Below are 17,698 nucleotides of genomic sequence, written 5' to 3' on the forward strand. Positions count from 1 at the left end.
CAGGCGGGACGGCTCGGACGGGACGGCTCGGACGGGACGGCTCAGACCCAGCCGTCCAGCGAGGCCATGAAGCCCTCGACCGAGTCGCGGTGCACGCAGTGCCCGGTCCCCGGCACCGTCCGCACCTCGAAGCCGCGCTCGGCGAGCGCGGCCGCGTCCTCGGGCGTGATGCACAGGCTCTGCTCGGCCAGCTGCACGAGGCTCGGCACGACCGGCTCGGTGGGCAGGTAGTCGCCCGGGAATTCGCCGACGGACTTGAGGAAGTCCCGGTCGAACAAGGCGAAGCCGGCTATCTCGGTCTCGATGTCCTTGTCGGACCACAGCGGGTTCATCGCGCGGACCGACTCCTCGGTGGCGCTGTCCACCATGGCCAGCATGAAGTCGCCGGAACCGGCGGGGAGCCGGCCGAGCATGAAGCCGGGCTCGGAGTACACCGCACGGGCCGGGGCCAGGCGGGCGGCGGCGAGCGAGAGCGACAGCGCGCCCATCGAGTGCCCGATCGCCAGGTCGGCGCCGGCCGGCAGGGACTCCACCAGATCGTCGGCCAGCAGGTCGGGGTGGTACGCGCCGTGCGGGCTCTGCCCGTGGCCGCGCAGGTCGCAGGAGACGACGCGGTAGCCGCGGCCGACCAGGTCGTCCTCGATCGCATGCCAGGTGCGGTGGTCCGACATGCCGCCGTGGATGAGCAGGGCGAGCTTCTCGCCGTCGCCGCGTTCGTGCGTGAACAGGCGCATCATGCGCTCCCTTCGACCGTGTCCCGGAGGTACACGCGGCACCGCTGATTCGATTCAGCAGTCCTTCTTGCCGGGCATCCTACGCCGGTTTGTTGACACGATTAAGCGGCGCGCCGGGCCCTTCCCGCCCAATAGGCCCGTGACCTGCCAGAATCTGTCCATGAGCGAACCGACGGGCGGGGCCGGCGACCAGGCGGCGGACACGTCACCGAAGAAGACCGGAGGACGGCGCGCCACCGAGGCGGCCACCGCGGCAGCCGGACCTGCGGCGGGCGGAAAGCCCCGCGCGGCGGCGAAGACCACGGCCCGGAACAACGCGAAGGCCCCGGTCAAGGCACCGGCGAAGGCCGCAGGCAAGAACACGGCCAAGAGTGCGGCCAAGAGCCCGGGCAAGACCGCGGCCAAGACTGCGGCGCGCAGAACGCCCGAGGAACCGGCCGTCACCGCCGCCGACGTGCGCTCCGCGGCCCTCGGCGCCGCGCACCCGCCGCTGTCCGTCCCCATCACCGGTGCCGACGTGGTCCGCATCGCGGGCGTCTCCCGGGCGACCGTCTCGTACGCGATGAACGACACCGCGGACGCCCGGATCCCCGAGGAGACCCGGCGCCGGGTCCGCGACATCGCCCGCGAACTCGGGTACGAGCCGCGCTCCGACGCCCGTTCGCTGCGCCGCGGCCGCACCGACCTCATCGTGCTGCCGACGTACACGATCCCGTTCGGCCGGCTGCTCACCGACTTCGTCGACGGCCTGGCCCGCGAACTCCACAAGCTCGGCCACACCCTCATCACCTACGGCGACCCGGATGCGAACCCCGTGGCGGCGGCCCGCTCCTGGGCCGCGCTGCGCCCGGCCGCGGTCATCGTGATGCCCGCGCGCCTCACCCCGGAATCGACCGGCTACCTGACCGCACGCGGCATTTCCGTCGTCGCGCTCGGCTGGGGCACCGACGAACTGCCCGGCACGTCGCTGGTCCTGGTCGGCGAGACGGACCGGGCCGGGTTCGTCGCCGCCGAACACTTCATCGCGTCCGGGCGCCGCGACATCGCGGTGATCGTGCCGTACGAGGAGCACGCCTCCGGCGCCGGCCTCGCGGCCCTCGGCCGCGGGCGCCTGGCCGGCGTCGAGGAGGCCGTGGCCGCCGCACCGCACCCGGTCCGCGTGCGGGTCGTGGAGATGGCCGAAACCCCCGCCGACGCCGCCCGCGTGGTCGCCTCCTGGCCGCCCGGGGACCGCCCCGACGCGGTGTTCGGCTACAACGACGAGTACGGCGCCCTCCTGCTCGGCGCGCTGCACGACGCGGGCATCCGGGTCCCCGACGAGATCGCCCTGGTCGGCACCGACGACCTGCCGCTGTGCGAGATGGTCCGCCCGCGGCTCACCTCGGTCGGCTTCACGTTCTCGGTGCCGATGGCGCGCATCGCGCAGCGCATCGCCGACGCGGTCAAGGAAGCCCCGCGCACCGACGGCGAGCGCCTGACCATCTGGCACCCGACCTTCCGCGGCCGCGACTCGGCCTGACCGCCCGCCGCGGGCGGTACGGACCGCACCGCACGGACCGCACCGCACGGACCGCACCGCACGGACCGCACCGCACGGACCGCACCGCACGGACCGCACAGCGGGACGACACGACCGGGCGGCGCCGGCGCAACACCCCGGCGCCGCCCGGTGCCACGAGAAGATGTCCCCATGGCCGACGCATTCACCACCCGGGTCCTCGACATCCGCACCGGCACGACCGAGACGGTGTACGACCTGACCGCCGACATCGACGCGTTCCTGCGCGAGGCGGCCCCGGGCCGCGACGGCCTGCTCAACGTCTTCACCCCGCACGCCACCGCGGGCCTCGCCGTCATCGAGACCGGCGCGGGCAGCGACGAGGACTTGTTGGCCGCGCTGCGCGACCTGCTCCCCGCCGACGACCGCTGGCGGCACCGCCACGGCAGCGCGGGCCACGGCCGCGACCACGTCCTCCCGGCGTTCGTACCCCCGCACGCGACCCTGCCCGTCCTCGGCGGCAGCCTCGAACTGGGCACCTGGCAATCGGTCGTCCTGGTCGACACCAACCGCGACAACCCGAACCGCCAGGTCCGCCTCTCCTTCCTCGGCTGACCCCTGCCCCGCGCTCCCGCCCCCCGCGCTCCCGCAAAACTGCGTGAGCTGGTCCGCCGCTACCCGGTGCCAGGGTGGCGGTACGCGAATCTCGTCGGCGCGGGCGGCGTTCGCGGCGGCCCGATTTCGGCTGCGACCAGCGGTCGGAAGCCTTCGCGCGTTGGTGGTCGAAGCGCGCGATCCGTGGCGCGGGCTGCGGGTGCGCGGGGGCTGATCGCCATCGACAATGGGCACATGACCTGCGCGCATGCCGTCTCTGCCCGGTGCGGGACCCATGTCTTCCGGTGAGTTCGTCTGCGTGCGCTGCGTCGGGGATCCGGGGTTGGCCGCGGTTCTGCGGAAGGCGGTCGTGCCGGGGGTGCGGTGCAGTTTCTGCGGTCGGGTCGATGCGGCGGCCCTCGAGGTGCTTGTTGCCGCGTTCACGGAAGGCGTCCGCCGCGACTACCGTGACGCGGCGAACGGCGAGGCGGGTGCCACCCGTTCGGCGGATGCGCACGGCACTGCGGACCTGCTTGCCGGGCCCTTCGCCGGTGCCCTGACCGGTCCAGGTCTGTCCGGGGCCGTCGTGCGGGCCCTCGGCAACCATGCCTGGGTACGCCGCGATGCGGGCGCGGTCCCGCGGGACGTCGCGCTGATGAGCAGTTGGCAGAGCTTCAGCCACATCGTCCGGCACCGCATCCGCTACGTGTTCTGGAAGCGCACCGCGGTCGCCGACGCCGAGGTGCTGCGCGCCGGGGAGATCCCGCCCGCGCTGATCCTGCGCGAGATCGGCGCGATCATCGCCGACCTCGGGCTGGTCCGGACCCTGGCCCCGGACGAACCGCTGTGGCGGGCCCGCGTCCACCCGGCCGGAGCGGACGTCGGCAGCGCGGCCGCGCTCGGCACCCTGCCGGTGGGGCTCAGCACCCGCTCGAACCGTATGAACCCGGCCGGGATCCCGATGTTCTACGCCGCCGACTCCGCGGACACGGCGTACCAGGAGGCCGTGGGGGAGCGCGGTGCCGGGACGGAGATGACGCTCGGTGCGTTCCGGGTGTCGCGTCCGGCCCGCATCGTCGACTTCACCGACCTGCCGCCGGTGCCGTCGCCGTTCGACCCGCAGCAGGGGCACCTGCGGCGCTGCGTGGCGTTCCTGCACGACTTCGTCGCCGACCTGGGCCAGGAAGTCAGCCCGCGGTACGTCGAGATCGACTACGTGCCGACCCAGGTCGTCACCGAGTTCCTGCTGCACGCCTGGGACCCGGGGCAGCGGATCGACGGCCTGGCGTACCGCTCGGTGCGCACCGGAGGGGTGTGCGTGGTGCTCGATGTGGGCGCCGAGGACTGCGTGGCGCCGGACGACGCCCGCCTCGCCGGCCCGGAAGCGGACGGCGGGCGCCTGCGCCTGGTGCTCGATCCCGAGACGGTCCGGCTTGCCGCCGAGTGATGGTCCGGCGCCCGCTCGCCATGCTTGGCAAAAGTTGACGAAGCGGACTTGGAATCTGGGCATAACCCGCCGAAGGGATCGTCGTTAGACCATCCGTGGGCGGGTGGAACATGGTGATGATCGGGCCGGTCGACGGACTGGCGAGGCTCCTGCACAGCCTCGCCGAGTCCGGCGACGTGGTGGAAGCCGATCCCATCCTCGTCGACGGCGACGATCCCACCCACGGGTCATGCGCGATCCGCATGGCCGCCGGCGGCGGGCCGCAGCCGTGCCGCAGTGAGAAACGCCGGGGTTCCCCTACCGGACTCCTCGCCGGCCTGGTCGATCTCGTGCGGCACACCCGCGGCGGGGCCCGCCGCCGGCCGGGCCCGGGACGGTTCGCTTCCGTGTCCGCCGCAGCCGCAGCCGCAACCGCAGCCGCAACCGCAGTCGTCGCAGCGGGGGCCGCTCAGGCAGCCGTGCGGAACGTGCTCCGGTACGCCGACGGCGACACCCCGATCGATGCCGTCATGTGCTGCCGCAGCGACGCCGCCGTGCCGAATCCGGCCTCGCCCGCGATCCGGTCCACCGACAGGTCCGTGGTCTCCAGCAGCCGCCGCGCATGGTCGACGCGCTGCTGCACCAGCCACTGGCCCGGCGTCAGCCCCACCTCGTCGCGGAACCGGCGCGTGAACGTCCGCACGCTCATCCGGGCGTGCGCCGCCAACTCGGCCAGTGTCAGCGGCCGGTGCAGCTCGCCGAGGGCCCAGGCGCGGGTGGCCGCGGTGCCGGCGTCGGACGGCTCCGGCACCGGGCGTTCGATGAACTGCGCCTGGCCGCCCTCGCGCCACGGCGGCACCACGCAGCGCCGGGCGACATGGTTGGCCGCCCGGGTGCCGTGGTCGCGCCGGATCAGGTGCATGCACAGGTCGATGCCGGCCGCCACGCCTGCCGCGGTCAGCACGTCGCCCTCGTCGATGAACAGCACCCCCGGATCGACCTCGATGGCCGGGAACATCCGCTGGAAGTGCGGGGCTTCGTTCCAATGCGTGGTGGCGCGGCGGCCGTCGAGCAGGCCCGCGGCGGCCAGCACGTACGACGCCGTGCAGATCGACACGATGCGGGTGCCCGGGCGAAGGAGAGCGAGTGCGTCGGCGAGCGGCTGCGGCAGCCAGTCGCGTTCGCCGTCCTCGCCCGGCCCGCACGCGAACGGCGGGATGACGAGGGTGTCCGCGGTCGCCAGCAGTTGTGCGGAGTGCTCGACGGAGACCGAGAAGTCGGCGCTGGTGCGCACCGGGCCGCCGTCGAGGCTGCAGGTCAGCACCTCGTACAGGGGCTTGCCGCGGTCGTCCTCGGCGGTGCCGAAGATGCGCACGGGGATGCTCAGTTCGAACGGATAGACGCCTTCGAGGGCCAGGACCACGACACGATGCATGGCCGGATCCTTGCACATCTTGGCCATCGGGCCACTCGATGCGCGGACCGCCGCCGGGCAGAGTCGATCACGTGAGCAAGCGGGAGCCGCCCGGCCCCGCCCCGGACAGCCGGTCCCGAGCCGGCGCCCGCACCCGCGAGACGACTTGCCGGCCCGCACGCCGGCCCAGTGGAGGAGAAGACACATGCGCGCCATCGCCCAGGACGTTTTCGGCGGCCCCGAGGTACTCAAGGTCGTCGAGACCGAGCGTCCCGAGCCCGGCATCTCCGAGGTCCTCGTCCGCGTGCACGCCGCCGGGGTGAACCCGACCGATTACTGGCACCGCCAGACCGGCGGCCTGCTCGGCGACACCCCGGTACGGCTCGGCTGGGACGTCTCCGGCGTCGTCGAGGCGGTCGGCCTGGGCGTCTCGGCCTTCCGGCCCGGCGACGAGGTGTACGGCATGCCGCGGCTGCCGCAGGCCGCCGGGACGTACGCCGAGTACGTCGTCTCCCCGGCCCGCCACCTGGCCCGCAAGCCGGCCGGCCTGGACCACGTCGAGGCGGCCGCGCTGCCGCTCGCCGCGCTGACCGCCTGGCAGGCCCTGGTCGACGCCGCCGACGTGCAGCCCGGGCAGCGCGTCCTCGTGCACGCTGCGGCGGGCGGGGTGGGCCACCTGGCCGTGCAGATCGCCAAGGCGCGCGGCGCGTACGTGATCGGCACCGCGCGGGCCGCCAAGCACGCGTTCCTGCACGGCCTTGGCGCCGACGAGGTGATCGACTACACCGCGGCCGACTTCGCCGAGGCGGTCCGCGACATCGACGTGGTGCTGGACACCATTGGCGGCGAGTACGGGCCGCGCTCGCTGCGTACGCTGCGCCCGGGCGGGATCGTGGTCTCGCTCGCCTCCCCGGCCGAGGCCGCGCTGGCGGAGGTGGCCGAACAGCAGGGCAAGCGGGCGCAGTTCGTGATCGTCGAACCGGACCGCGCGGGCCTGCAGGAGATCACCGCGCTGGTCGAGTCGGGCCGCCTGCGGGTCGCGGTGGAGACGGTACTGCCGTTCGAGGAGGCGGCCAAGGCCCACGAGATCGGCCAAGGCGGCCGCGTGGCAGGGAAGATCGTGCTGACGGTGACCCACCGCGCGGCGTGCCGACTCAGCGCGTGACGGGCCAGGGGCGTGTGGGGGAAGGCGCGACGGGACAGGGAGCCTCGGCAGCAGCCCCGCCCGATACCGCCCTCCCGCAGCAACGCGACCGCCGCGCAGCCCCGGCTCCCCCGCGGCCGGGGCTGCGCGGGCGGCCGGAGGACCGCAGGATGCGGCAGTGCTCGCTGCCCAGCGGTCCGGGCCACCCGCGCGGCCCCGCTCCACCCGTCCCGGCCCGCGGCCGTTCCGGAGCCCTGTTGCGCCGTCCCCGTGTCAGAGCGCGGAGCCGGCTTCGCCTTGGACCGGTGCCAGGCGGAACGTCTGAGTCTCACGGCGCAGGTCCGCCGTGTCCGCGAAGTACGCCCGGGCCTCGCGCGAGGCGACCCATGGGTCCTCGTCCACGCGTTCGTGCGCGGTGAACCACACGAACGCGTCCGCCTCCGTACGCACCGGCAGCCGCGGGAAGTTGTTGACCGCCCGGGTGGTCCGCAGCGCGGCCAGCGGCGGCGTCCCCGTGCTCGCCAGCACCGGCCTGATGCGCAGTTCGAACGCCGCCTCGAACTCGTCCGGGTCGACCGGGTAGACGATCGTCGCGACGACCAGCTCCGCCCCGTCCGGCACCTGCGGCTGCGTACCGCGCAGCAGCAGGACGTCGTCCGAGTCGATCATCGTGGCGTTGGCCTCGTCGCGGTGCTGCGCCCAGACCGGACCGTCGTAGAAGTCGGTCAGCGACTTCTTGCGCACGTCCATGTCCGAGAACGCCCGCAGCCACACGAAGCGGTCCGTGCCGTCCAGGTCGCGGAAGCGCGGTCCGACCCGGATGCCGCAGTCCTCCTGGCCGGTCACGAACTCGCGCTCGAACAACTCGATCAGCGTGTCGCGGGTGCCGGGGTGCAGCGTGTACTGCCGCAGCTCCACCACGTCCACGACGCCCGCTGCCTCCGCCCCGTCCACTGCGTCCACTGCGTCCATCGCATCCACCCCGTCCACCTCGTCCACCCCGTTCCCGTTCCCGCCCCGCGCCGCGCTCACTGCGCGACCCGGTGGTAGTCCATGACCCAGTTGAGCTCCCACGTCTCGCCCGCGTCCGCGGAGAAGCGCTGCTCCCAGCGAGCGTGGTCGGCGCCCAGCACGTGCCAGGCGAAGCGGACCTTGATCGGCCGCCCCTCGTGCGCGTCGTCGCCCTGGAACGCCCCGACGCCGGCCTCGAAGCCGCCCACCACCGGCGGCTCCAGCCGGCCGCTGCGGCTGGAGCACCAGTAGATGGACCACGTCTTGTGCTCCAGGTCGAACAGCCGCAGCGTCGCGCCCGCCCAGCCGCGGGTCGGCACCGACATCTCGTCGAGGTTGCCGAGGCCGTCGAGGAGCGGGCGCACCACCGAGCGCGCCGGGAACTCGTCCCACTCCGTGCACCCGTCGAAGAGGGTCACGAGCTTGCGGTTCGCGACGTCCCAGGTGCCGTGCAGAAAGTCGAAATCATCCATGACCGGCACGCTAGAGAGGGTCCACTGACACCTTCTGTCAGCAGACTTCGGCGGACCTCGGATAATCTCCGGCATGCGCGCCGGCCGACTCGTCTCCCTGCTCCTGCTCCTGCAGGACCGCGGGCACCTGACCGCGCGCCAGCTCGCCGACGAGCTCCAGGTATCGGTCCGCACCGTGTACCGCGACGTCGAGCAGCTCGCCGCCGCGGGCGTCCCGCTGTACGGGGAGGCCGGGCATGCGGGCGGCTACCGCCTGGTGGACGGCTACCGCACCCGCCTGACCGGGCTCACTGCCGACGAGGCCCAGGCCGTGTTCCTGGCCGGCCTCCCCGGGCCCGCCGCGGAACTCGGCCTCGGCGAGGTGCTGGCGGCCGCCCAGCTGAAACTGCGCGCCGCGCTGCCCGTCCAGATGCGCACCCACGCGGCGCGCATCCAGGAGCGGTTCTTGCTCGACGCCCCCACCTGGTACGGCAGCACCGACCCCACGCCGTACCTGACCGCGGTCGCCAATGCGGTCTGGGAGCGCCGCGTGCTCGCGGTGCGGTACCGGCGCTGGAAGGAACCGACTGACGTGGACCGGCGCCTGGAGCCGTACGGCCTGGTCCTCAAGGCCGGCCGCTGGTACCTGGTCGCGGCCGCCGACCCGGGCCGCTCGGTCCGCACCTTCCGGGTCGACCAGATCCTCGACCTGACGGTCCTGGACGAGGTGTTCGAGCCTGCCGAGGGCTTCGACCTGGCCGCGCACTGGCGCGGCTACCTGGCCGACTTCCACGCCCGGCTGCACACCGGCGAGGCCGAGATCCGGCTGACCCGGCGCGGCGTGGAACGCGCCGCCGCGCACCTCGGCGACGCCGTCGCGCACGCCCTCGCGGCGGCGGGCGGGCCCGACCCGGACGGCTGGACCCGGGCCCGCGTCCCGATCGAGTCCGTCGAGCACGCCCACGCCGAGTTCCTGCGCCTCGGCACCGACGTCGACGTCCTCGGCCCGCCGGAACTCCGCGACCGGATCGCCGAGACGGTCCGCACCCTGGCCGTGCGGTACCTGTAGCGCTCCCGGGCCCGGTTTTTGGCCCTGTTTTCCGCGGCGCGCCGCCGCTACCGTGCGTGCATGAACTCCTCGTCCTCCGCCGCGGACCCGTCCGCGGACAGCGCGCCGGCCGCCGTCAGCCCGTTCCGCATCGAGGTGCCCGAGGCGGCGCTTACCGACCTGCGCGAGCGGCTGGCCCGTACGCGGTGGCCGGAGGCGGAGCCGGTGGACGACTGGTCGCAGGGCGCGCCGCTGGGCTACGTGCGGGAACTGGCCCGGTACTGGGCCGAGGAGTACGACTGGCGCAAGGCCGAGGCGCGGTTGTCCGCGTACCCGCACTTCCGCACCGAGATCGACGGACTCGGCATCCACTTCCTGCACGCCCGCTCGCCGCACCCGGACGCCCTGCCGCTGGTGCTCACGCACGGCTGGCCCGGGTCGGTCGTGGAGTTCCTGGACGTGGTCGGCCCGCTGACCGACCCGACCGCGCACGGCGGCGACGCGTCGGACGCGTTCCATGTGGTGTGCCCGTCGCTGCCCGGCTACGGGTTCAGCGACAAGCCGGACACCGCCGGGTGGAGTGTGGAACGCACCGGGCGGGCCTGGGCGGTGCTCATGGACCGGCTCGGCTACGACCGCTACGGCGCGCAGGGCGGCGACTGGGGCTCCATGGTGTCGGTGGCCACCGCCCGCGCGGGCGGCGAGCACGTCGTCGGCATCCATCTCAACATGCCGGTCGCACCGCCCGACCCGGAGACGTTCGCGGACCTGACGCCCGTCGAGCAGCAGTCGCTGGCCCGCCTCGCGCACCACCGCGAGTGGGGCACCGGCTACTCCAAGATCCAGTCCACCCGCCCGCAGACCCTCGGGTACGGCCTCGCCGATTCCCCGAGCGGGCAACTGGCCTGGATAGCCGAGAAGTTCCAGGAGTGGACGGACTGCGACGGACACCCCGAGAACGCCCTGACCCGGGACCAGATGCTCGACAACATCACGCTGTACTGGCTGACCGGCACGGGCGCGTCGTCGGCCCGGCTGTACTGGGAGAGCTTCCGCGAGCCCGACCTCGCGCCGGTCGGCACGCCCACCGGCTGCTCGATCTTCCCGCACGAGATCATCCGGGCCTCGCGGCGCTGGGCCGAGAAGCGCTTCACCGACCTGCGCTACTGGAACGAACTCGACCGCGGCGGGCACTTCGCGGCCTTCGAGCAGCCGCAGCTGTTCGTCGAGGAGGTACGCCGCTTCTTCCGCCTGGTCCGCTGACCCGCGCAGCACTCGGCTCCCTCCGAGTGCCGGTCCGTGCTCCTGCCTGCTGTCCCCGTCCGTGCTTCCGTTTCCTGTGAGTCCCCTGCGAGGTAACGCATGGCCACGCTCGACCGCCTGCCGGCGGCCGCCCCCGCCGCGGACATCTCCGCCGTCCTGAAGCGCGACGGTGCCGTCATCCTGGAGGACTTCCTCGACCCCGCGCTCCTCGCCGACTTCAACCGCGAACTGGACCCGCTGCTGGCCGCCGCCCGGCCCGGCAACGACGGCCAGTTCGTGAACCCGCTGGTCGCCGCGTTCTACGGGGACCGGGTGCGGCACGTCACCGGGCTGGCCGGGAAGTCCCCGGCCTTCGTCGAGCAGGTGCTGGTGCACCCGGTGTACGAGTCGGTGGCACGGGAGTTCCTGTCCGCCACCTGCGAGCAGCACGTCCTCAACCTCGGCCACGTCATGGACCGCGGCCCGGGCGCGGACCGCCAGATCCTGCACCGCGACCAGCAGGTGTGGCACCACATCCCGAAGTCCGTCGGCGAGATCCAGATCTCCTCGGTCGTCGCGCTCGCCGACTTCACCGCGGAGAACGGCGCCACCGCGGTCGTCCCCGGCAGCCACACCTGGCCCTGGGACCGGCGCGCCGAGGAGCACGAAGTCGCCGTCGCGGAAATGCCCGCGGGCTCGGCGGTCGTCTACCTGGGCTCGGTGATCCATGCGGGCGGCGCCAACACCACCGAGGACGTGTGGCGGCGCGGCATCCACGTCAGCTTCTGCGCGGGCTGGCTGCGCACCGAGGAGAACCAGTACCTGGTCGCCGGACCCGACCGCGTCCGCGACCTCCCCGAACGGGCCCGCGAACTCCTCGGCTACACCGTCCACGACGGCATCCTCACCGGCGGCGGCTACCTGGGCACCGTCGAACTGGTGAGCCCCGACCTGCTCCTCGACGCGGGCAGGCTCTGACCGGCATGCCGCGGCTCCGTTCGCCCGGACGCCTGGCAAGATCGGCCGAATGGAACACGAGACACGTGTGGTCGTCCGCCAAGGCGGCGCCGAGCTGGTCGACCGGCTCGCGCCGCTGTGGCTGGCGCTGCTTGCGCACCACCAGGCCATAGCCCCGGACTACGCTTACCAGGACCCCGAAAGCTCCTGGAAGCTGCGCAGCACCTACTACCGCGAATGGCTGGCCGAGCCCGGCTCGTTCGTCCTGCTCGCGACCGTCGCCGAGGTCCCGGTCGGCTACGCGCTCGTGCACGTGAAGGAAGGCCCGTCCTCCACCTGGGCGATCGGCGATCGCACCGCCGAACTCGAGACCCTCTCGGTGGCCCCCGACCGCCGCGGCCAGGGCATCGGCACGCTGCTGCTGGACGCCGTGGACGACGAACTGTCCGCCGCGGGAATCGACGACCTGTTCATCGGCGCCCTCGCCGCCAACACGGAGGCCCTGCGCCTGTACGAACGCCGGGGCCTGCGCCCGATCATGGTCCACGTGGCCCGCCTGGGCAGCAGCCGCAGGACCCCCGGGCCGCCCGCGCAGGACTGACTTCCCGACCCGTCCCGCGCGGACGCCTGCAGCGCCGACGAGCAGTGCCGCCTACAGCGCCGACCAGCAGTACAGGCGATCCCCGTCCGCCCGAGCCCGCCGCGCCAACTCCGCGAACGCGCTCAGCAGCGGCACCAGATCCGCGCCTGCCGGAGCCGCCGACCACCACGGTGCCTCGCCGCTCGCCGACCAGGCAGCGGCGATCGCCGGCATGCGTGCTTCGGGGACGTCGGCGAGCAGGTCGCGGACGGCCGCCGGGAACTCCTCGATCCACGGGCCTTCCATCCACGGGGAGTCCCCCGGCAGGTCCCGGCATTCCTCCGCAGTGGGCGGGGTCGTGCCGGGCCAGATGTAGCTGCTGCCGAAGAGGGCGCCGCCGTCCGCCGGGCGCTCGGGCAGCGCGGTGACGAGCGCGGCGAAGGACGTCTGCGGGTGGACGGCCTTCGCCGTGACCACGTCGAACTCCGGCTGCCCGGGGCCGCCCACGCCTCCCGGGCCGCCGTCGCGTTCGAGGACGCGCAGTGCGGCGGCGGCGTCGGGGGCGCGGAAGTAGTCGATCAGCGGCATGCGCAACAAGTACCAGCGGCTGCCGACACGCGCCGGCGGCGCGCCGGTCAGGCGACTGCGGGCTTCGAGCTGTCGGTGGCCAGCTTCAGGGCGATGCCGGTCAGGGCGATGCCCATGGCGTAGCGCTGGATGCGGAGCCAGCTCGGGTGCCGGTTCAGGAAGATCGCGACGGTGCCGGCGGCCAGGGCCAGGGACAGGTTGACGCCGATGCTGCAGGCGATCTGGACGCCGCCCAGGATGAAGCTCTGCAGCAGCACATGCCCGTCGTCCGGGTGCACGAACTGCGGGATCAGCGTCAGGTAGAGGATCGCGGCCTTCGGGTTCAGCAGGTTCGTCGCGAGGCCCATCATGAACAGCTTCCGCGGCGAGTCGACCGGCAGTTCGCCGGGCGCGAAGACCGAGATACCGCCCGGGCGCAGCGCCTGCCAGGCCAGCCACAGCAGGTACGCGGCGCCGGCCAACTTCACCGCGAGGTACAGCTGCGGCACGGCCACGAACAGCACTGACAGGCCCAGGCTCGTCGCCGTCAGGTACAGGATGAAGCCGACCGCGACGCCCGCGATGGATATCACCCCGGCCCGGCGGCCCTGGGTGATGCTGCGGGAGACGACGTACATCATGTTCGGTCCGGGCGTCAGCGCCATGCTCATCGAGACGGCTAGCACACCCAGGATTGCTCCGGTTTCGACCATGGCCGGGAGCGTAGGACGACTGGCCTTCTCGGAGCAATACGCATATTGTTCTCGGCGCAATGTGGACGAGTCGGTGCGCGGGATCGGAGCAAACATGGCGGAGCGCAGCCGTACGCAGGACTACCGGCGCGTCGCGGACGCCGTCGAAGCCGACATCGCCGCGGGCCGCCTGCGGGCCGGGGATCGCCTCCCGCCGCAGCGCGACTTCGCGCGCGCCCATGCCATCGCCAACTCCACCGCCGCGCGCGTCTACGGCGAGCTCACCCGCCGCGGCCTGGTGGTCGGCGAAGTCGGCCGCGGGACATACGTACGCGCCGCGGGCGAACGCGCCTTCGCGCTGGCCGACCCCACCAGCGCCCCCGTCGACCTCGAACTCTCCGTACCCGCCGTCCCCGAGCAGTTCCCGCTCCTCGCCGACGGCCTCGCCCGCATGCTGCGCCCCGACGTCCTGAAGGCCACCCTGCGCCCGGTCGGCGCGGCCGGCACGCCCGAGGCGCGGGCCGCGGCCCCCGGGGTCCTCGCCCGGCCCGGCTGGCGGCCCGCCGCGGAGTCCGTGCTGTTCACCGGCAACGGCCGGCAGGCGATCGCCGCCGCGCTGGCCGCCCTCGTGCCGCCCGGCGGGCGCCTCGGCGTCGAGGAACTGACCTACCCCGCGGTCCGCGCCATCGCCGCGCGCCTGGGCATTACCCTCGTACCCCTCGAACTGGACGCCGACGGCGTACGGCCGGACGCGGTGGCCGCCGCGCACCGCTCCGCCCGGCTGCACGCGATCTACGTCCAGCCGACCCTGCACAACCCGATGTCCTTCACCATGCCGCCCGAACGCCGCGCCGAACTCGCGGACCTGGCCGAGACCCTCGAGCTGGACATCGTCGAGGACGGCGTGTGGTCCCACCTGGCCGACGACCCCGCGCCTCCGCTCGCCGCGTACGCCCCCGACCGCACGGTCTTCGTCGACAGCCTCTCCAAGCGCGTCGCCCCCGGCCTGACCGTCGGCTTCGCGGTACCGCCCGCCCGCCGGGCCGACGCCGTCGCCCAGGCCATCCGCTCCGGCGCGTGGACCGCCCCGCGGTTCTCCCTGGAAGCCGCGACCGGCTGGATACAGGACGGCACGGTGACCCGCATCGGCAACGCCAAGCGCGCCGACGTGAAGTCCCGCCAGCGGGCCGTCGCCGCCGCCCTCACCGGCTTCCGCGCCCGCACCGCCCCCGACGCCTACATGTGCTGGTGGGAACTCCCGGACCCCTGGCGCGCCGACACCTTCGTCGCCGCGGCCGCCCGCCGAGGCATCGCCGTGACCCCCGGCGCCGCCTTCGCCGTCCGCCCCGCCTCGGCCCCCAACGCCGTACGCCTAGGCCTGGCCTCCCCACCCCCGGACGTCCTCGCAACCGCCCTGCAGACCCTCGCCTCCCTGGCCCGCACCGGCCCCGACACCGACACGGTGTCCTGAGCCCGGTGCCGTCAGGCCCTTGCCTCGGCGAGGATTTCGGCGGCTGTTGCCGTGCCTGGCGGGCGGTGTTCTGCGGCGAAGCGGTTGGCCAGGCGGTGGACCGCTTCGTTCACCGGGGTCGGGACGCCGTGCAGGCGGCCGAGGCGGGTGATCTCGCCGTTGATGTAGTCCGTCTCGATGCTGCCGACCCCGCGCAGCAGGCTCTGGTACGCCGATCCGCCCGGGCGCGGAATGCCGCCCACGGGAAGATCCCGGACCGGGCGGGCCGGGTCCGACGGGTCGGCGGGGGCGTCGAAGAGCGGCTTGATGCCGGCCGCGGCCAGGCACGCGTCGCCCTCCGCGCGGACCAGGCGCGCCACTTCGTTGCTGCGGCCTTCGATGCCGCACAGCGCCTCGACGGCCGTCGACAGGTTCTGCAGGAGCTTGCCGTACTTCCAGCGCATGATCTCGGCGCGGGCCTCCGCACCGAACGTCGCCGTCCGCAGTGCCGCGGCCACCGCTTCGGCGACCGCGTCCGTGCCGGACGGGTAGCAGCCCAGGTCGAGTGTCCCGGCCAGCGGTGCGGAGTGCGCCTGCACCACGCCCGGTTCGACGTGCAGTGCGGGAAGCATCACGCGCATGCCGTACACGCGCCGGAAGTGCCGGAGCGCCAAATCCTCGTTGGCGACGCCGTTCTGCGCGCACACCACCGGGGTGCCGGGGCCGGCCGCGAGGGCGAGGTCGCGCAGAGCGGCGGCGCTGTCCTGGGTCTTGACCGCGAGCAGCACGACGTCGTCCGCGGTGAACTCCAGCTCGCCCGGATGCCCCGCGACCGGCAGCCGGTGCGTCGCCTCCCCGTCCGGGGCGAGCACGCGCAGGCCGTCCGCGGCGATGGCCGCGCCGTGCGCGCCGCGCGCGATCACCACCACCTCGTGGCCGGCGCCGGACAGGCGCCCGGCGATGACGCCCCCGACCGCGCCCGCCCCGTACACGACGAACCGCATGTGCCCACGCCCCTCCGCACTCGACAGCCTGCCGGGGCCGAGCCTGCCAGACCGAAGCGCCCGGCTACGCGTCGTCCCCGGGCCAGTTCCAGTGCGGCACCTCGCGCAGCGGGTGCAGGTCGGCGTCGGTCTCGGCATGCGAGTTCTGCATCGCGACCTGCGAGCCGAACTCCACGTGCGACTGCAGCGCGGCCCGGAAGTCGGCGTCCGCGGGCAGGCCGGCCTTGTCGGCCGCGGCCATGTACAGGTCGACGAACCGCTGCCGCTGGTCCTCGCGGATCTTGTGCCCGCGGTGCGCGGCGATGAGCCCCGCGAAGCCGCCCATCTCGCGCGAGAAGGTGTCCGGCCCGCCGAAGCTCTCGGAGTCGAACGCGGTCAGCCGCGCCACGTGCTCCGGATGCCCGGCGCCGAACAGCGGCTGCAGCAGCGGATCGGCGAGCACACTGGCGTAGAAGATGTCGATGAAGCGATGCAGGGCCTCGTGGCCCCCGGCGTGGTCGTAGAGGGAAACCATGCGGCCATCCTCACCCAGCGGCGCCGGAAGGTGTACTCCCTTGCCAGGAAAGCCAATTGGTGGTTCCCTACGCCGGTTCCCCGGTGGGTTCCCCGGTGAGTCCTCCGGTGAGTTCGCCGGTGGGTCCGCCGGTCGGCTCTGCCGCGGGTCCGGCGGTGAGCTCGGCGGCCAGGTCGCGGCGCAGCAGCTTCCCCGTCGCGGTGTAAGGCAGTTCCGTGCGGAAGACCACGTCGTCCGGCGTGCGCGAGCCGCGCAACCGCCCGCGCACGTACGCCCGCAGCTCGTCGGCGGTCGGCGCCGCGGAACCGTCCCCGGTCGGGACGACCACCGCGGTGATGCGCTGACCCCACTCCTCGTCCGGCAGCCCCAGCACGGCGACTTCGCGGACGCCCGGGTGGTGGACCAGGACGTCCTCGATCTCCGCCGGGGCGATGTTCTCGCCGCCGCGGATGATCGTGTCGTCCGCCCGCCCCTCGATGTACAAGAAGCCGTCTGCGTCGATGCGAGCGAGGTCGCGGGTCGGGAACCAGCCGTCGGCGTCCAGCACCGAACCGGTGCCCAGGTACTCGCCGGACACCTGCGGCCCGCGCACCCACAGTTCGCCGTCCCGGATCTCGCCCTCCACGCCCGGCACGAACCGGCCCGCGGAGCCGAGCCGTCCGCGCACCGCGGGATCGTCCGAGGCGAGTGCGGTGCGGTGGTCGCCGGGGCCGAGGACGGCGATGGTCGAGCTGGTCTCGGTGAGCCCGTACGCGTTGGTGAACCCCGCGTCCGGGAAGGCGTCCAGCGCACGGGCGAGCACCGTGGCGGGCATCCGGGCGCCGCCGTACGCCAGAGCCCGCAGCGCCGGCGCGTCGGCCGGCGCCCCGGCCAGCTCGTCGACGATGCGGGCCAGCATGGTCGGCACCAGCATCGCCTGGGTGACCGCCTCGGCCCGGACCAGGTCGAGCCAGCGCGCCGCGTCGAAGTCCGGCAGGTGCACCATGCGGCGCCCCGCGTAAACGTTGCTCAGCACGCTGCCGATGCCGGCGACGTGGTACGGCGGCACGCTGACCAGGATCGCGTCCTCCTCGGCCGCGGACGCGAAGTCGACCGTCTGCAGGACGTAGCCGACCAGGTTGCCGTGCCGCAGCACGACGCCCTTGGGACGCGAGGTCGTGCCGGACGTGAACAGCACCACCGCCGCGGCGTCGTCGTCCTCGGCGGAGGCGACCGGCTCGGCCGCCGCGGCGCCGGCCAGCCACGCGGCGCCGTCGACGACGGGGGCGCGGACGCGCTGGCGGCCGCGTAGACCCGGTCCGCCACCACGAGCGGGTCGTCGAGCCCGCCGATCAGGTCGTGCAATTGGGCAGGGGAGAGGCGGTAGTTGAG

18 protein-coding genes are annotated in these 17,698 nt (G+C 73.6%); 9 read left to right on the forward strand and 9 right to left on the reverse strand.

Annotated features, from left to right (window positions below):
- Positions 1 to 41: 41 nt before the first annotated feature.
- Complete coding sequence (locus LZ495_RS10690) at positions 42 to 737, reverse strand: alpha/beta fold hydrolase (RefSeq protein WP_308267908.1); 696 nt, start codon at positions 735 to 737, stop codon at positions 42 to 44.
- A 157-nt stretch (positions 738 to 894) separates the two neighbouring features.
- Here LZ495_RS10690 and LZ495_RS10695 point away from each other — a divergent pair, with 157 nt between their 5' ends.
- From LZ495_RS10695 to LZ495_RS10705, 3 genes are all read left to right on the forward strand, one after another.
- Positions 895 to 2,253: a LacI family DNA-binding transcriptional regulator gene (locus tag LZ495_RS10695; protein ID WP_235051834.1), complete on the forward strand. Its 1,359-nt coding sequence runs from the start codon at positions 895 to 897 to the stop codon at positions 2,251 to 2,253.
- Between the two features lie 171 nt (positions 2,254 to 2,424).
- On the forward strand, positions 2,425 to 2,847 hold the full coding sequence (locus LZ495_RS10700; RefSeq protein ID WP_235051835.1) for a YjbQ family protein: 423 nt from the start codon (positions 2,425 to 2,427) through the stop codon (positions 2,845 to 2,847).
- Between the two features lie 274 nt (positions 2,848 to 3,121).
- Positions 3,122 to 4,273, forward strand: a complete 1,152-nt coding sequence (locus LZ495_RS10705; protein ID WP_235051836.1) for an RES family NAD+ phosphorylase — start codon at positions 3,122 to 3,124, stop codon at positions 4,271 to 4,273.
- A gap of 448 nt (positions 4,274 to 4,721) precedes the next feature.
- On the opposite strand, the gene LZ495_RS10710 is transcribed toward LZ495_RS10705, so the two are convergent.
- Positions 4,722 to 5,687: a GlxA family transcriptional regulator gene (locus LZ495_RS10710; RefSeq protein WP_235051837.1), complete on the reverse strand. Its 966-nt coding sequence runs from the start codon at positions 5,685 to 5,687 to the stop codon at positions 4,722 to 4,724.
- Positions 5,688 to 5,871: 184 nt separating this feature from the next.
- Between LZ495_RS10710 and LZ495_RS10715 the strand changes: the two genes are divergently transcribed.
- Positions 5,872 to 6,831 (forward strand): NADP-dependent oxidoreductase, encoded by a 960-nt coding sequence (locus LZ495_RS10715; RefSeq protein WP_235051838.1) that lies wholly within the window; start codon positions 5,872 to 5,874, stop codon positions 6,829 to 6,831.
- A 252-nt stretch (positions 6,832 to 7,083) separates the two neighbouring features.
- Here LZ495_RS10715 and LZ495_RS10720 read toward each other — a convergent pair whose 3' ends face one another.
- Both LZ495_RS10720 and LZ495_RS10725 read right to left on the reverse strand, forming a co-directional pair.
- Complete coding sequence (locus tag LZ495_RS10720; RefSeq protein ID WP_235051839.1) at positions 7,084 to 7,782, reverse strand: NIPSNAP family protein; 699 nt, start codon at positions 7,780 to 7,782, stop codon at positions 7,084 to 7,086.
- Between the two features lie 56 nt (positions 7,783 to 7,838).
- Positions 7,839 to 8,294 carry a hypothetical protein gene (locus tag LZ495_RS10725; RefSeq protein WP_235051840.1) on the reverse strand — a complete coding sequence of 152 codons (456 nt, stop codon included), beginning with the start codon at positions 8,292 to 8,294 and terminating at the stop codon, positions 7,839 to 7,841.
- 73 nt (positions 8,295 to 8,367) lie between these two features.
- Here LZ495_RS10725 and LZ495_RS10730 point away from each other — a divergent pair, with 73 nt between their 5' ends.
- From LZ495_RS10730 to LZ495_RS10745, 4 genes are all read left to right on the forward strand, one after another.
- A complete protein-coding gene (locus tag LZ495_RS10730) occupies positions 8,368 to 9,342 on the forward strand; it encodes a helix-turn-helix transcriptional regulator (RefSeq protein WP_235051841.1) in 975 nt (324 codons plus the stop codon).
- 60 nt (positions 9,343 to 9,402) lie between these two features.
- Positions 9,403 to 10,584, forward strand: coding sequence for an epoxide hydrolase family protein (locus LZ495_RS10735; RefSeq protein ID WP_235051842.1), 1,182 nt, complete (start codon positions 9,403 to 9,405; stop codon positions 10,582 to 10,584).
- 99 nt (positions 10,585 to 10,683) lie between these two features.
- Positions 10,684 to 11,541 carry a phytanoyl-CoA dioxygenase family protein gene (locus LZ495_RS10740; protein WP_235051843.1) on the forward strand — a complete coding sequence of 286 codons (858 nt, stop codon included), beginning with the start codon at positions 10,684 to 10,686 and terminating at the stop codon, positions 11,539 to 11,541.
- Positions 11,542 to 11,590: 49 nt separating this feature from the next.
- Positions 11,591 to 12,121, forward strand: a complete 531-nt coding sequence (locus LZ495_RS10745; RefSeq protein ID WP_235051844.1) for a GNAT family N-acetyltransferase — start codon at positions 11,591 to 11,593, stop codon at positions 12,119 to 12,121.
- 51 nt (positions 12,122 to 12,172) lie between these two features.
- On the opposite strand, the gene LZ495_RS10750 is transcribed toward LZ495_RS10745, so the two are convergent.
- Positions 12,173 to 12,688 (reverse strand): hypothetical protein, encoded by a 516-nt coding sequence (locus LZ495_RS10750; protein ID WP_235051845.1) that lies wholly within the window; start codon positions 12,686 to 12,688, stop codon positions 12,173 to 12,175.
- Between the two features lie 47 nt (positions 12,689 to 12,735).
- A complete protein-coding gene (locus tag LZ495_RS10755) occupies positions 12,736 to 13,380 on the reverse strand; it encodes a LysE family translocator (protein WP_235051846.1) in 645 nt (214 codons plus the stop codon).
- A 94-nt stretch (positions 13,381 to 13,474) separates the two neighbouring features.
- Here LZ495_RS10755 and LZ495_RS10760 point away from each other — a divergent pair, with 94 nt between their 5' ends.
- Complete coding sequence (locus LZ495_RS10760) at positions 13,475 to 14,830, forward strand: aminotransferase-like domain-containing protein (protein WP_235051847.1); 1,356 nt, start codon at positions 13,475 to 13,477, stop codon at positions 14,828 to 14,830.
- Between the two features lie 11 nt (positions 14,831 to 14,841).
- Here the strand turns inward: LZ495_RS10760 and LZ495_RS10765 are convergent, their stop codons facing one another.
- From LZ495_RS10765 to LZ495_RS10775, 3 genes are all read right to left on the reverse strand, one after another.
- Positions 14,842 to 15,813: a ketopantoate reductase family protein gene (locus tag LZ495_RS10765; RefSeq protein ID WP_235051848.1), complete on the reverse strand. Its 972-nt coding sequence runs from the start codon at positions 15,811 to 15,813 to the stop codon at positions 14,842 to 14,844.
- A 64-nt stretch (positions 15,814 to 15,877) separates the two neighbouring features.
- Entirely contained in the window at positions 15,878 to 16,327 is a 450-nt protein-coding gene (locus LZ495_RS10770; RefSeq protein ID WP_235051849.1) for a group II truncated hemoglobin, read from the reverse strand.
- Between the two features lie 67 nt (positions 16,328 to 16,394).
- On the reverse strand, positions 16,395 to 17,698 hold a 1,304-nt coding region (locus LZ495_RS10775), incomplete at its 5' end, for an AMP-binding protein (RefSeq protein WP_235051850.1).

The organism is Yinghuangia soli (genome assembly GCF_021502675.1).
Taxonomy (GTDB): domain Bacteria; phylum Actinomycetota; class Actinomycetes; order Streptomycetales; family Streptomycetaceae; genus Yinghuangia; species Yinghuangia soli.